9 protein-coding genes are annotated in these 13144 nt (G+C 69.8%); 6 read left to right on the top strand and 3 right to left on the bottom strand.

Translation table 11 applies throughout. The features are described 5' to 3' along the window. Positions 1-95: 95 nt before the first annotated feature. Positions 96-1871: a Hint domain-containing protein gene (locus OEB96_RS44065; RefSeq protein WP_266223000.1), complete on the bottom strand. Its 1776-nt coding sequence runs from the start codon at positions 1869-1871 to the stop codon at positions 96-98. A 404-nt stretch (positions 1872-2275) separates the two neighbouring features. Here OEB96_RS44065 and OEB96_RS44060 point away from each other — a divergent pair, with 404 nt between their 5' ends. From OEB96_RS44060 to OEB96_RS44035, 6 genes are read left to right on the top strand one after another with little or no spacing between them, the layout of a single operon-like run. Continuing rightward, positions 2276-4894: a pentapeptide repeat-containing protein gene (locus OEB96_RS44060; protein ID WP_266222999.1), complete on the top strand. Its 2619-nt coding sequence runs from the start codon at positions 2276-2278 to the stop codon at positions 4892-4894. 24 nt (positions 4895-4918) lie between these two features. Beyond that, positions 4919-5254, top strand: a complete 336-nt coding sequence (locus OEB96_RS44055) for a hypothetical protein (RefSeq protein ID WP_266222998.1) — start codon at positions 4919-4921, stop codon at positions 5252-5254. After that, the gene (locus tag OEB96_RS44050) at positions 5251-6447 is read left to right on the top strand and encodes a hypothetical protein (RefSeq protein WP_266222997.1); all 1197 of its coding nucleotides are present in this window, start codon (positions 5251-5253) and stop codon (positions 6445-6447) included. The genes OEB96_RS44055 and OEB96_RS44050 overlap by 4 nt, the downstream gene beginning before the upstream one ends. Positions 6448-6481: 34 nt before the next feature. Further along, positions 6482-7732: an ATP-binding protein gene (locus OEB96_RS44045; protein ID WP_266222996.1), complete on the top strand. Its 1251-nt coding sequence runs from the start codon at positions 6482-6484 to the stop codon at positions 7730-7732. Then, entirely contained in the window at positions 7729-10212 is a 2484-nt protein-coding gene (locus OEB96_RS44040) for a DUF5682 family protein (RefSeq protein WP_266222995.1), read from the top strand. Before OEB96_RS44045 ends, OEB96_RS44040 begins: the two co-directional genes overlap by 4 nt. Next, positions 10212-11378: a VWA domain-containing protein gene (locus OEB96_RS44035; protein WP_266222994.1), complete on the top strand. Its 1167-nt coding sequence runs from the start codon at positions 10212-10214 to the stop codon at positions 11376-11378. The genes OEB96_RS44040 and OEB96_RS44035 overlap by 1 nt, the downstream gene beginning before the upstream one ends. Positions 11379-11388: 10 nt before the next feature. Here the strand turns inward: OEB96_RS44035 and OEB96_RS44030 are convergent, their stop codons facing one another. Continuing rightward, the gene (locus tag OEB96_RS44030) at positions 11389-11997 is read right to left on the bottom strand and encodes an MYXO-CTERM sorting domain-containing protein (RefSeq protein WP_266222993.1); all 609 of its coding nucleotides are present in this window, start codon (positions 11995-11997) and stop codon (positions 11389-11391) included. A gap of 148 nt (positions 11998-12145) precedes the next feature. After that, on the bottom strand, positions 12146-13126 hold the full coding sequence (locus OEB96_RS44025; RefSeq protein ID WP_266222992.1) for a hypothetical protein: 981 nt from the start codon (positions 13124-13126) through the stop codon (positions 12146-12148). Between the last annotated feature and the right edge of the window lie 18 nt (positions 13127-13144).

Below are 13144 nucleotides of genomic sequence, written 5' to 3'. Positions count from 1 at the left end.
ACCCGCACCATTGGCACTCGCACGAGCAAGGCGGCGCAGCCCGGAGTCCGAGCTGCGCCGCCGTCATGGTCACTCCACTACCGCCTCGAAGCGGCCTAGCCCTCGAGGCTGCGCACGAAGCTGCGGATCTGGGCGCCCACGTAGTCGACGTACAGCTCCGACGGGATCGGGGCGGCCTCGCGGGCGGCCTGTGCCGCGGCGCTGCGCTCGACCTTGAGCGCACCCTGCATGCGAGCGTCACCCACCACCACGTGGTTGGCGATCATCGTGGTCTGGTCGCCGAGCTTCTCGAGCTCCTCGGGGGTGCCCAGCACCAGGTTGAAGACCTCGCCCTCGTAGGCCTCGCGGTCCACGCTCACCACGTAGGTGATGCCCTCGTCGGTCTCGATCTCGTCGCCCACCGACAACTCGCGCGCCTCGAGCATCCCGCGACCCAGCGTGGGCACCGGGTGCGTCGCGGTCAGCCGCACCACGTGGCCCAGGCTGTCCTCGATCACCATCAGCGGCTCCTTCTCGCTGCCCTCGGTCACGTCCACGACCGTCAGCACGTGGCCCTCTTCGTCGGTCGTGACCTGGTCGCCGGGCACGATGCGCTCGATCGGCAGCTCGGTGCCGTCGGCCAGGGTGATCGGCGTCCCGGGGGGCAGGCAGCCCCACGCGATCGAGATCTGCTGGGTGTTGCGGGACGAGCTGAACACGTAGTTGCGGGCGCTGGAGCCGGTCTGCACGTTGATCTCCACGTGGAGATCCACGGCCACGCGGTTGTCGATGCAGTGATCGGGCCACAGCGCATTGCCCATGTCGAGCGCGAACGGGTCGATCGCGAGCTTCTTGAAGTTGCCGAACGGCACGAGCTTGACGTAGGGGGAGCCGGTGAAGTCGGCCGAGCACAGGCCGCCCGCGGGGGTCGTGTCACCCGAGGACTTGAGCGTGAGCCAGGCCTTCGCCGAGTTGATCTGGGACTGGCCGGGCAGCGGCTGGGCGGCGTTGAGGTTGGACTTGAGCGGCATGTAGAGCCGGCTGTCGTTGTACGTACCCGAGCCGTCGGCGTTGTAGACGGGGAAGATGGGCTGCTCCAGGTTGTTGCACACCGCGTTGCCGCTGCAGGTGCCCGAGTACGCGTGCTTGTAGTCGCAATCCGGGCTCCACGTGCTGCGCTCGAGGCACAGCTCGGTGCCGCCGCTGCTGTTGACGTCGGTGGGGTGCTCCATGAACAGCGTGACCTGGCCGGTGACGGTGAGCGGCTTGACGTAGTAGTAGAACTCCTCGCCGCCCGAGGTGAGCTGATAGGAGAATCCGTCCGCGAAGCCCATCGGGGTGAAGGTCTCGGTGAACACGTCGGCCTCGATGCCGCCGCCGAACTCCTCCTCGAAGGTGCAGTCGAGCAGGTTGCCGAAGTCGTCGTAGTGGCAGACCTGCACGAAGGAGTAGTCCGAGCCGTCCACGCAGCTCGAGCGGCCGATGGTGCTCAGCGTGCCCTCGGGGGCATCCTCGTCGGTCACGAACATGTCGCAGCGGTCGTTGCCGGAGCGGGGCACCAGGTCGTTCATGGCGCGGAAGCGGGCCTTCTCCAGGCGGTCGAACGCCTCGGGAGCGGTCGCCGGGCTCAGCCCGGCCGCGCGCAGGCGGTTGACGATGAATCGGTACTGGCGCTCGTCGGCGAGGTCGAGGGGCATGGCCTTGCGGCCCTCGCCCTCCACGAAGATCTCTCGCATGTACTGGGCGTCGTCGACGAGCTCGTCGATGGCGGGCTGATCGTGCTCGAGGGCCGCCACGTCGAGGGCGTCCGGCGACTCCACGTCGCAGGCGAGCAGCGGCATGGCGATGAGGGTGGCAGCGAGGGTGCGGTTGGTGATCGACTTGGGGGTCATTGGGATTGCTCGTTCCTTGTTCGTTCGTCCTCGCGTCCAGCCCACGACCTCACCGTCGGGGATGGAAGCGAGTCCGTTTCCAAGTGGACGCCGCCTTCGATTTCGGCGGATTTCGTCCACGCCCGACCCATGAGCAACCCCCGTGCCAGAAATCCCCCGACATACTTTCCACGACTTGGTCCCGTGAGGGCGTGATCGAGGGCTCTTGGGGTGGCGAGTGTTGTTGCCCGTGGCCCGAATCGGTGGCCACCAGGGCTCGGGTGGTCCGATTTCGAGCCTGGCCGGGCCCCACGGAGACCCGTTCCGCCGCGGACCCCTGTACGGGTGATCGGTGCTCCGGCACCCGCCGGGCGTATTACGATGCAGGCCATTCGGCGCGGACCCGAACGCGGAGGGGATCGATCGTGAGCAAGAAGGTGGCGAAGAAGGTGGCAAAGAAGAAGTCGGCCTCATCGGCACCACCGGCGGCGGCTCCGGCGGCCGCATCGGCTCCGACCACCGGCAAGCGCAAGCTCGCGAAGAAGAAGCCCACCGCCGACCAGCCGCTCGCGGGCGCTCGCGTGGTGTTCGACAAGCGCTTGTCTGCCAAGGGTCCCCGTCACCTCACGGCCCGGATCGAGGCGCTCGGCGGCATGGTCGACGCGACCCTCGACCAGAGCACCACCCTGCTGCTGACCGACGACACCAAGCGCACCAGCGAAGTGACCCAGGCGGAGAAGCTGGTCGCCAAGGGAGCGACGATCGAGGTGCTGCCCGTGGCCACCTTCGTCGAGCGCCACGCGCTCACGGCCGACGAGGTGCTCGGCTTGCTTCGGGGCGACAAGGCGGGCACGACCAAGCTCCAGACCATGCTCGAGCACCCGTGGAACGTGGCCGGCTTTCCGCTGCCCTCGCTGGGCAAGGCCGATCTGCGCAAGCTGTCGCTGCGCGACGTCCGGCTCCATCGCCTGACCCTGCAAGATGCCGACCTGCGCGACGCCGATCTATGTGGCTGCTCGCTCGAGGGCCTGGTGGGCTGTGATCTACGGGGAGCCAAGCTCGACCGCGCCTCGTTCGACCGCATCGAGCGCTGCCAGCTTCAGGGGGCCAGCCTCGACAGCGCCTACCCCTCGGCCATCCGCGACAGCGATCTGCGGCAGGCCTCGCTCGAGGGCGTGAGCCTCTCGTACCGCGAGCTGTCGGGATGCAACCTCGCGGGCGTCGATCTCACGAACGCCGAGCTGACCCAGATCAAGCTGCAACGGTCCAACCTCGAGGGCGCCAAGCTGGCCGGAGCCCAGCTCGCCGACGCCGATCTGAGCGGAGCCAACCTCACGGGGGCCGATCTCACCAGCGCCATGCTCACCAAGGCCAAGCTAGTCGAGGCCAAGCTCGAGCGGGCCAACCTCACCAAGGCCAACCTCGGCGGGGCCGACTTGACCGGGGCGACGCTGGCGGGGGCCGACTTCACCGAGGCCAACCTCGCCGGAGCGACCGTGCCCAAGCTCGAGGGCAACGTCCAGGTCAAGGGCCTGGCCGAGGCGCTTGCCGACCAGGGCGGCGAGATCGGCCCACGCCTGCGCGAGCTCGAGACCATTGCCAAGGCCGCCGAGCGCATCCAGACCGCCATCGCGTTCGACATGCCCGATGGCTCGTCGGTGAGCGTCGACATCGACGCCAAGACCGGCAACTGGTCGCGCGTGTACGTGCGGACCCGGCATGGCAACTACCATCGCGGCGACTCGGCCGAGTCGCTGGCCAAGGCCCTGCAGGACACCGCCAACAAGTGGGGCAAGGGCACGCCCAAGCTCGACGCGCTCACCGTCAAGAGCAGCAAGAGCCCGGTGGGCGGCAAGGAGCTGCGCCACCTGGTCACCGCGGCCTGGTGCGAGGTGTGCGGGATCGAGCCGCCGGCCGCCCCTGCGCCCAAGGCCGGCGGCAAGCCGACCAAGGCCCAGCGCGAGCGCGCGTTGGTCGACGCGCTGCTCGACGAGCTCCGCAGCGGCCCCGAGGGCGTACAGCGCTGGAACGACCGCAGCCACGAGGCCTGGGCCAAGCTGGGCAAGGGGGCCAGCTTCGCGCGCAGCGAGCTCACCGGGGCCAAGCTCGACGGCATGAAGATGCACGGGCTGGACTTCTCGCTGTCCACCTTCAACGGAGCCTCGCTGCGCAACGCCGAGATCACCGACGGCAAGCTCGACCAGGCCAGCCTGGTCGAGGCCGACCTCACCGGCGCCACCCTCGGCAAGACCTCGATGATCGGAGCCGATCTGCGCAAGGCCAAGCTCGACCAGGCCACGCTGCGCGAGTGTGATCTCAGCGGCGACAGCAAGCTCTCCCAGACCCGCCTCGTGGGAACCAAGCTCCCCGGCACCAAGATCGTCAGCGATGCGATGGACGTCGCGTGCATGCAAGACGTGGATCTGAGCGGCACCGATCTGGCCGGCTGCCGCTTCTACGGCGGCAAGCACACCGGCACCTTCGACGGCTACACCCGCTTTCCGCCCAACTACAAGCCGCCGGAGGGGCTGAAGGGCCCGCGCGACGCCAAGGGCATGCCCAAGCTGGCCGCCGATGCCGGCTTCGATCTCGCCGACTTCCTCGCCCGGCTCAAGGTCACGGTGGGCACGTCGTCGTACGAGAAGGGCAAGAAGCTGCTCAAGCGCTCGCGCTTCAAGCTGTTCCACCAGGTCGAGGACGAGCGCATGATCGCGATCGTCAAGAGCGAGACCGATGCCTCGCTGCTCTACGCCTGCATCCTGGGCGACAAGGGCTATAGCTGCTGCACCCACAACCTGAACCGCTGCGGCGGGCTCTCCTTCGGGCCCTGCAAGCACATGATGGTGATGATCCTGGGCCTGGCCCAGGCCGGCGAGGTCGATGCCGAGAAGGTCGACGCGTGGGTGCAGGCGTCCAAGAAGTCCGGCCCCCGCCTCGACAAGGACGTCGCGGCCGAGGTGTTCCTGCGCTACAAGGGCGCCGAGGCGGGCGAGATCGACTGGCGGCCCACCGAGACGGTGCCCGAGGACTTCTACGCGTTCTAGCGCGTCGATCCGAGCCCGGCCGTCATGACCGCGATCGACCACGACGAGCTCCAGGAGGTCCTCTCGGCCCTCCTGCACGGTCGCACCCTGATCGACGAGCTCGTGGTGCGAGGCGTGCGGGCGGCCGGGCCCAACGAGTACGGTCGCCTCGAGGCCCTGCGCGACGAGCTGTCGCGGGTGGGGGCGCGTCACCTGGCGGAGCAGCTGGGGGCCCTGGCCGAGGCGGTGCGCAACGATGATCCCGAAGCGCCCGCGGGCCTGCTGCGCGCGCAGACCAGCCTGCAGCTGTTCGATCGCGTGCTCACCCTGCGGGTGGTGGAGGCCGGGCTGGCCGTGGCGGGGCAGGAGGTCGAGGCATGACGATGCCCGGGGGCCCCGATGCCGAGCGCCTGCGAGGGCTGCTCGACGAGCTCGGCGACGTGATCGAGGGCCTCTTGCGCGGCGGCATGACCACCGCAAGCAAGGCCACCCGCGACAAGCTCGACGTCACCTTTCGCGAGGTCTCGCGGCAGGGCCTGCTGCGCCTGGCCGCGTCGCTGTCCAACGTGAGCCGGGAGATCGGCCGCTACGTGGCCCAGGACGCACAGTTCTCGGCGCGGCGCCTGTCGCTGTTCATCGGGCGCACGTGGTTGCTGGCCCGCGGCATGGCACGGGCCCTGCGCGACGGTGACGCGACCACGTTCGAGCGCCTCGCCATCGATCGCCGCAGCGAGCCGGTGAGCGAGCTGCGGGCGGTGACGCTCGGAGTCCACAAGAAGGTCGTGCCCGGTGCCTTCTGTGGGTTCGACTTTCGCATGCGGCGGCTCGATGGAGACAAGCTCGGAGATTCGCTGGCGTTCACCGAGATGTTTCCCATGAAGGCCTCGGGCGCCGCAGGCGACCGGCACGGAGGGCCGCCAAAGGGGTCGGGGCAGGACATTCCGGCCGAGGCCTACCTCGTCATCGATCGTCCGCAGCGCTACAAGCCCCGGATCTTGCTCGACGGCGGCGTGATCACCTTTCGCAACGTGATGGTGCATCACTCGGATTCCGGCCAGCGACTGGCGCTGGGCAAGGACAGTCGGGTCGAGGCGGCCGCGCCCTTCACCGACTGGGGCTCCGTGCCCGGGTGGACGCCCGCCGACGCGCTGGCTCGCGTGCGGGCCCACCAGGCCGATCCGCTCGAGCTGCCCAACGAGCTCCAGGAGGAAGTCGTGCTCGACCAGTGGGAGCTCGGCCCGGCGACCAAGGACGAGCAGCGCCACGTCTACCCCGTGCGGTCGTGGGGGCTCGCGCTCGACGGGGTGGTCGCCGACGGGGTGGAGGGCAAGGCCCTGCGCGAGAACCTCGAGCGCCTGCGCAAGGGCCAGGGCCCGGTCGGCCTGGGCCCGGGCATGGCCAGCATCAAGGCCAAGGTCGGGGCCAAGCGCCTGTTCGGCCTGCTCCACTACGAGACCTGTCGCTTCGTGCTGCAGCCGCTCGCGCTGCTCGGACCGTCGGGGCCGATCCACCTCATGACGTCGGCCGAGGGCATCGATCACAAGGCGCTGCTCCGCAACCTCGTGCGGCGCTGAGCCACCACCATCCGTTCACCGAGGGAAGACCATCGTGGCCACCAAGAAGACCAGCAAGAGCACCAAGAAGTCGGGGACCAAGGCGTCGCCGGACGCAGAGGTCGGCACCGAGCAGGAGGCGGGCGCGGGCGCGTCGGAGCCCGCTTCCGAGGGGGCGAGCTCCGATGGCGAGGTGCTGCGCCAGCCCGCCGAGGTCGCTCACGCCGATCAGCTCGAGGCGCTGCGGCAAAACGAGTCCGACACCGCGCCTGCGTCGTGGTGGCTGTCGCCGCGCTCGGTGCTCACCTACATCGTGGGCGGCAAGACGCTCACCGCCACCATCCGCGGCAAGCAGACCGAGGTCGAGATCACCCGCAAGTTCTTCGGCGACGACACCGTGGTGGAGCGGGCCATCGTCACCCTGGCCTCCGAGCGGGCGCTGCTGCTCGTGGGCGAGCCGGGCACCGGCAAGAGCTGGCTCTCCGAGCACCTCGCGGCCGCCATCTGCGGCAACTCGTGCCTCACCATCCAGGGCACCGCGGGCACCACCGAGGAGCACATCAAGTACTCGTGGAACGTGGCGCGGGTGATCGCCGAGGGCTACACGCTGGCCAACCTGGTGCCCTCGCCCACCATGAACGCCATGCGCTCGGGGGCGCTGCTGCGCTTCGAGGAGATCACCCGCTGCGTGCCCGACGTGCAGGACGCACTGGTCTCCGTGCTCTCCGACAAGGCGATCGCGGTCCCCGAGCTGCCCTCGTCGCCCCTGATCTGGGCCAAGCCCGGCTTCAACGTGATCGCCACCGCCAACTCTCGCGACCAGGGGGTCAACGAGCTGTCGGCCGCGCTCAAGCGGCGCTTCAACTACGTGCACATCCCCATCATCGGCGACCAGCGCACCGAGCAGAGCGTGGTCCGCCAGCGCACGAGCGAGCTGATGCAGCGCTACGGCCTGCAGGCCAAGGTCGCCCCGCCCGTGCTCGACCTCTTGACCACCGTGTTCCGCGAGCTGCGGCAGGGCAAGAGCAAGGAGGGCATCGGCCTCAAGCAGCCCGGCACCACCATGAGCACCGCCGAGGCGATCGGCTGCGCCCTCGATGCCGCCCTGCACGCCCGCTACTTCGGCGACGGCACCGTGCGACCCGCCGACATCGCTCGCAATCTGACCGGCTCGGTCGTCAAGGAGGACCTCGGCGATCTGGCGTCGCTGCGCGAGTACGCCACGCTGGTCGGCAAGAAGCGCGGGGCCAAGGACCCCGTGTGGAAGGAGCTGTGCGACGCCTTGGAGGTGGCGCTGCGGCAATGAGCGATCGCGTCGAGCTCTCGCGGGTGCCGGGGCTTCCGCTCGACTGGTCCGCGCTCCAGGCCCGAGTGCAGCAAGTGCTCGATGCTGGCCCGTATTGGTTTCCCGTGCGCCACCACTCGCCCACGGTGGCCCTGCACGTCGGGGCGGCCATCCGGGCGCGGCGGCCCCGGCTCGTGCTCATCGAGGGGCCATCCGAGGCCAGCCATCTCATTGCGCACCTGCTCGATCGCAAGACCCGGCCCCCGGTGGCGATCTACTCGAGCTACCGCGACGACGCGAACGTCCTGGGCCTGGCCGGAGTCGCCACGCCATCGCCCGACGTGCCCGTGCGCTCGTCCGTGTGGTATCCGCTGCTGCCCTACTCGCCCGAGCTGGAGGCGATGCTGGCCGCCCAGGAGGTGGGGGCCGAGCTCGCGTTCATCGACCTTCCCCACCACGCGCTGATGAAGCCGCACCGGCCCCCCGAGAACGACGAGCCCGAGCCACGGGTCGAGGCCGTCGCCCCTTCGGAGAGCGCGGGCGAAGCCACCCACGAGCGCGGCAGCGAGGGGCACATCGAGCGCAGCGAGTTCTATCAGCGACTGGCCGCGGCGGCGGGCTTTCGCACGTTCGACGAGGCCTGGGACGGCCTGTTCGAGGTGGGCGGACAGGCGCGCGACACCGAGGACTTCCGGCGCGACATGGCGTGCTTCTGTGCGGCCGCCCGTGCCACCACCGATCCCGCACGCATCGCCAGCGACGACACGCTGCCGCGCGAGCGCTTCATGCTCCGCGAGATTCGCCGCCACCTGAGCGAGCGCGAGCTCGCGCCCGAGCAGGCGGTCGTGGTCACCGGCGGCTTCCACATGCTGCTCGATCGCGACGATCCCGAGCTGCCCCCCGAGCCGCCCCCCGGCACGCTCAACACCACGATCGTGCCCTACTCCTACTACCGCGTGGCCGAGCGCTCGGGCTACGCGGCGGGCAACCGCGCCCCGGCCTTCTACCAGCTGCAGTGGGACACGCGGCAGCGCGGCGGCGATCACCAGGACCTGGTCATCGAGCACGTCACCCGCGTGATGCGGCAGGGTCGCAAGAAGGGCAGTGCGCTGTCGTCGGCCGATGCGATCGCGGTGACCCAGCATGCCTCGATGCTCGGCCGCCTGCGCGGGCGCAGCGAGCCCGTGCTCGACGACATCGAGGACGCGCTCATCACCTGCTGCTGCAAGGGCGACCCCGCCGAGGTGGGCCAGGATCTACAGGCCGCGATGCGGGAAGCCGCGGTGGGCTCGCGCGTGGGCAAGGTGACCCGTGCGGTCGGCATGCTGCCCATCGTGGCCGACTTCCAGGCCCAGATCTCCGACCTCGAGCTCGGCGAGGCGCTGCAGCGCGACCGCAACTTCGTGCTGAGCCTCGATCGCAAGCAGCCGCTGGATGCGAGGCGCTCGGCGTTCTTGCACCGGCTCTGCTACCTCGGCGTGCCCCTGGGCTCGCTCGACCCCGAGGCCGTGCGGGGCACCATCCACCGCGAGACGTGGACCCTGCGCTGGAGTCCCTCGATCGATCCCGCGGTGGTCGAGCGCAGCGCCCTCGGCGACACCATCGAGTCCGCCGCGGCCGCCAAGCTCGAGGAGGACCTCGCCCACGCGCAGCTCAGCGCCGGTGCCACCACGGCGCGGGTGCTCGATGCGCTGCGCATGGAGCTCCCCGACTTCGCGACGCGCCTTCACGACGTGTGCGGCCCCGCCATCGATGCCGATCCGCGCTTCGTGTCGCTGGCTCACGGCCTCACCTCGCTGCTGGTGATCGACCGCCACGCTGCCTTCCGCGGGCTGCGGCGCGACGTCGTGGCCGACCTCGTCGTGCGCTGCTACGGCCGCGCCAGCTTCGCGATCCCCGACATCGCCTCGGTGCCCCCCGAAGAGGAGCGCGAGGCCGTCGATGGCCTGCAGGCGGTGGCCGAGGCGGTGCTCGGCGAGCACGAGGTGGCGCTCGACCGCGATCTGTTCGCGGCCTACGTGAGCAGCGCCGCCGCGCAGACCAGCTCGATGTTCATGCGGGGGGTGCTGCTGGGGCTCCTGGCCGAGCTGCGGGTGATCGACGGGGCGGTGCTGGCCGCCGAGATCTCCGGCCTCGCCCGCGGCGCCGAGACGGCCATGGTGGCGGCGGGTGACCTCGTGCGAGGAATCCTCGAGGTCTCGCGCGCGTCGCTGATGCTCGGCGCCGATGCCATCGTGGAGGCCATCGACGAGCTGCTGCGTGCGTCGAGCTGGGAGATCTTCCTGGTCATGCTGCCGAGCCTCCGCGCGGCGTTCGAGAAGCTGCGCGGGGCCGACCTCGGGGTGATGTGCGACCGCGTGGCGGTGCGCTACGGCCTGCGCGAGGTCGAAGAGCTCGATCTCTCGCTCACCGTGGGCGCGGCCGCGCTGATGGCGGAGGTCGATCAGCGCGTTGCCCAGATCATGGAAGGGTTCATGCAGGGGTTTTCGGAGGGTCGGTGATGGGGAGCGACGCCAACGACGTGGGAACCCTGTCGCGCTGGCGCCTGGTGCTGGGCAAGACGGCCGAGGAGCACGGCGTGGGCCTGCAAGGCGGCATGGGGCACGAGCAGGTCGACGAGGTGTGCGAGTTCCTGTTCGCTGCCGAGGGTGAGGGCGAGGGCAAGGGCACCGGGGGTGGCGGAGGACGGCGTGGCGGTGGTCGCCAGGGTGGGCTGGGTGGTGGCCACCCGCTGACCGTGCCCACCTGGATCGACGCCGTGCACGATCTGTTTCCCCGCGCGGCCCGCGAGGTGCTCGAGCGCGAGCTGATCCAGCGACGCGGCATCGACCAGCTGCTCGAGCAGCCGCGCCTGCTCGAGAAGGTCGAGCCCAACGTCGAGCTGGTCAAGACCATCCTCACCCACAAGGATCTGCTCAATCCCAAGACCCGGATCCTCGCGCGCAAGGTGATCGACAAGGTCGTCTCCGAGCTCAAGAACCAGATCAAGGTGCAGGTCGAGCCCGCGATCGTGGGAGCCATTCGCCGCGACCGTCACTCGCCGCGGCCGGTGTTCCGCAACCTGGACCTTCGCACCACGATTCGCCGCAACCTCCACAACTACGATCACGACCGGCAGCAGCTGGTCGTGGACCGCATGTTCTTCTACGCGGCCGAGCGCAACAAGCGGCCGTGGCACATCATGGTAGTGGTCGACCAGTCGGGCTCCATGCTCGACTCGGCGATCTTCTCGGCCATCATGGCGTCGATCTTCCACGAGCTCCCGGCGGTCAAGACGTCGCTCTACCTGTTCGACACCGAGATCGTGGATCTGAGCGATCAGGTCGGGCAGCCGGTCGACGTGCTGCTTCAGGTACAGCTGGGCGGCGGTACGCACATCGCCAAGGCGCTGCGCTACGCCCAGCAGCAGCTGCGCGAGCCCGCACGCACCATCGTGGTGCTGATCACCGACTTCTACGAGGGCGGGCCCGAGCAGGACCTGGTGAAGGTCACCCGCGACATGGCGCAGGCGGGCGTGCGGATGATCGGCCTCGGAGCCCTCGGCTACGACGCGCGGCCGGCCTACAACAAGAACACCGCGAGCAAGCTGCGCAAGGTGGGAATGGACGTGCTGGTGTGCACGCCCGAGTCCCTGGCCGAGTGCATGGGGCGGATCATCCGGGGGTAGCGGGCGGGAGTCAGCAAGCCCGCGTCCGTCGGCGCACCCAGATGCCCAGCGGCAGCAAGGCCAGCAGCGGCCACGCGCGACCGGGGCCGCCGATGCTGCAGCCCGAGGCGCTGCCTGGATCTGCGATCTCGATCGGCTCGCTGGCGTCGCCGATGTTGCCGGCCTCGTCGACGGCCCGGATCACGATCGTGAACTCGAACGCCTCTTGATCATCGGTGGCACCGTCGAGCCACTGTAGCGGGATGCGATTGACCGTTCCCGGGCGAAACGGCCCGTCCGGCAGGAGCCCGGCCATGGGCTCGCCGTCGACCACCTCGATCACGTAGGCCATGCGGTCGGCCGTGGTCTGATCGTCGGTGGGGGCGGCGAAGTCGAGCGTGATGAAGCCGATGTCGTCGCAGCTGCTGCTCTCGCACGAGCCCAGCACGCACTTGGGCGCATTGCCGCGGCCGATGGACACGTCCACGTCTCCGATCACGCCCGGCGGCGTGTCGTCGGCGAGGGTGGTGTCGGGCTCGACCGGCTCGAGCCCGAAGGAGCTGCAGGCGGCGGCAATCGAGGGCGCAGCGACCGCCAAGGCGATGAGCGCGGTGAGGGCAAGAGGACGCAAGCAAGTCATGAAGGTGGTCTCTTCCTTCCGTCGGTGCCCGTCGAGCGCCAAACGATCGAGCGCAGGCGAAGATTGGAGCACGACCGCAGCGCGAAGTCGGGTGTGTGTGCTCACGTCGAGGGCGGCGACCGCGTGCCTCCGGTCGCTCCCGGCCGCATCAAAAGCGCCCGTGCAGGGCGAGCCCGCCGATCGTGGGTTGCACCCTCACCGCGATGTTCTCGCGCTGGCGACGGAGTCGGTTCGAGCCCATCCCCAGGACCATGACCGCGCCGCTGGCCAGCAGGGCGCCCGTGGTGGCGACGATGGTGCCCGCCACCTTGGTGCTGCGAGCTTCGCCGGCTTCGGAGACCGCCATGGTGCGGCGTGCTTCCTCGGCCTGGGCGGCCGCCCTCGCTCCTGCGATCACCATGATGCCGCCCGCCACCACCCCGGCCGCGCCCGCGCCCACGAGGATGAGGGCGTTGCGGCGAAGTCGTGGATCGGGCGGGGGGAACGTCACCTCCACCCGCGACTCGATCTCCCCGGGATCATCGGTGGTGGTGGTTGTTGCGGTGTCCTTGGTCGACGAGCCTGCGAGCTCGGCGAGCACCTCGTCGATGCCAGCCCGTCGCTCTCGCAGCGCCTGCTCCTGGGCATCGGCGGGCACCGTGGCCGTGCCGGCCGCGCGGGCGGACTCGAGATCGGCGAAGTACGCCGACAGCAGCACCTGGTTGGCCTCGAGGTGCGCGCCATCCCGGGTGGATTGCCACGCGGCCTCGTAGGCGTTGCAGGCCAGCGAGACCACGTAGCGCCCCCTGGATCCCACGCGTTGTGGCAAGGGCATGATCACATAGGCGGTGGAGAGCTTCTCGGCGCTCTCGATGGGCTTGCCATCGGCGAGCAGCTGGGTGCCGTCGGCGATCATCACCTCGTGCTCGGGCATCGTCGCGGGGGTGACCGGGATCGGCTCGAGCGCGGCCGCGGCTGCGGGCTCGGAGGCGACGGCGGCTGCGGGCTCGGTCGCGGCGGCCGAGTCCTCGACGGGCTCGACACCCATGCTCGCGAGCGCGGACACTGGCACGATGGTGATCGCCGCGGCCACGCCCAGCGCGGCGATCGAGGAGCGATGACGATGCGAAGGGGAGCGGATCGCCGACACGAGCACGAGTCTACCCGC

The organism is Paraliomyxa miuraensis (genome assembly GCF_026337845.1).
GTDB lineage: Bacteria > Myxococcota_A > Polyangia > Nannocystales > Nannocystaceae > Paraliomyxa > Paraliomyxa miuraensis.
The sequence above is the reverse complement of the archived record's forward strand: the minus strand, read 5'-3'. Positions and strand labels throughout refer to the sequence as shown.

Coding starts and splice junctions, on each gene's coding strand:
- OEB96_RS44065 (WP_266223000.1), bottom strand. CDS start 1,871: ATGACCCCCAAGTCGATCACCAACCGCACCCTCGCTGCCACCCTCATC.
- OEB96_RS44055 (WP_266222998.1), top strand. CDS start 4,919: ATGACCGCGATCGACCACGACGAGCTCCAGGAGGTCCTCTCGGCCCTC.
- OEB96_RS44050 (WP_266222997.1), top strand. CDS start 5,251: ATGACGATGCCCGGGGGCCCCGATGCCGAGCGCCTGCGAGGGCTGCTC.
- OEB96_RS44040 (WP_266222995.1), top strand. CDS start 7,729: ATGAGCGATCGCGTCGAGCTCTCGCGGGTGCCGGGGCTTCCGCTCGAC.
- OEB96_RS44035 (WP_266222994.1), top strand. CDS start 10,212: ATGGGGAGCGACGCCAACGACGTGGGAACCCTGTCGCGCTGGCGCCTG.
- OEB96_RS44030 (WP_266222993.1), bottom strand. CDS start 11,997: ATGACTTGCTTGCGTCCTCTTGCCCTCACCGCGCTCATCGCCTTGGCG.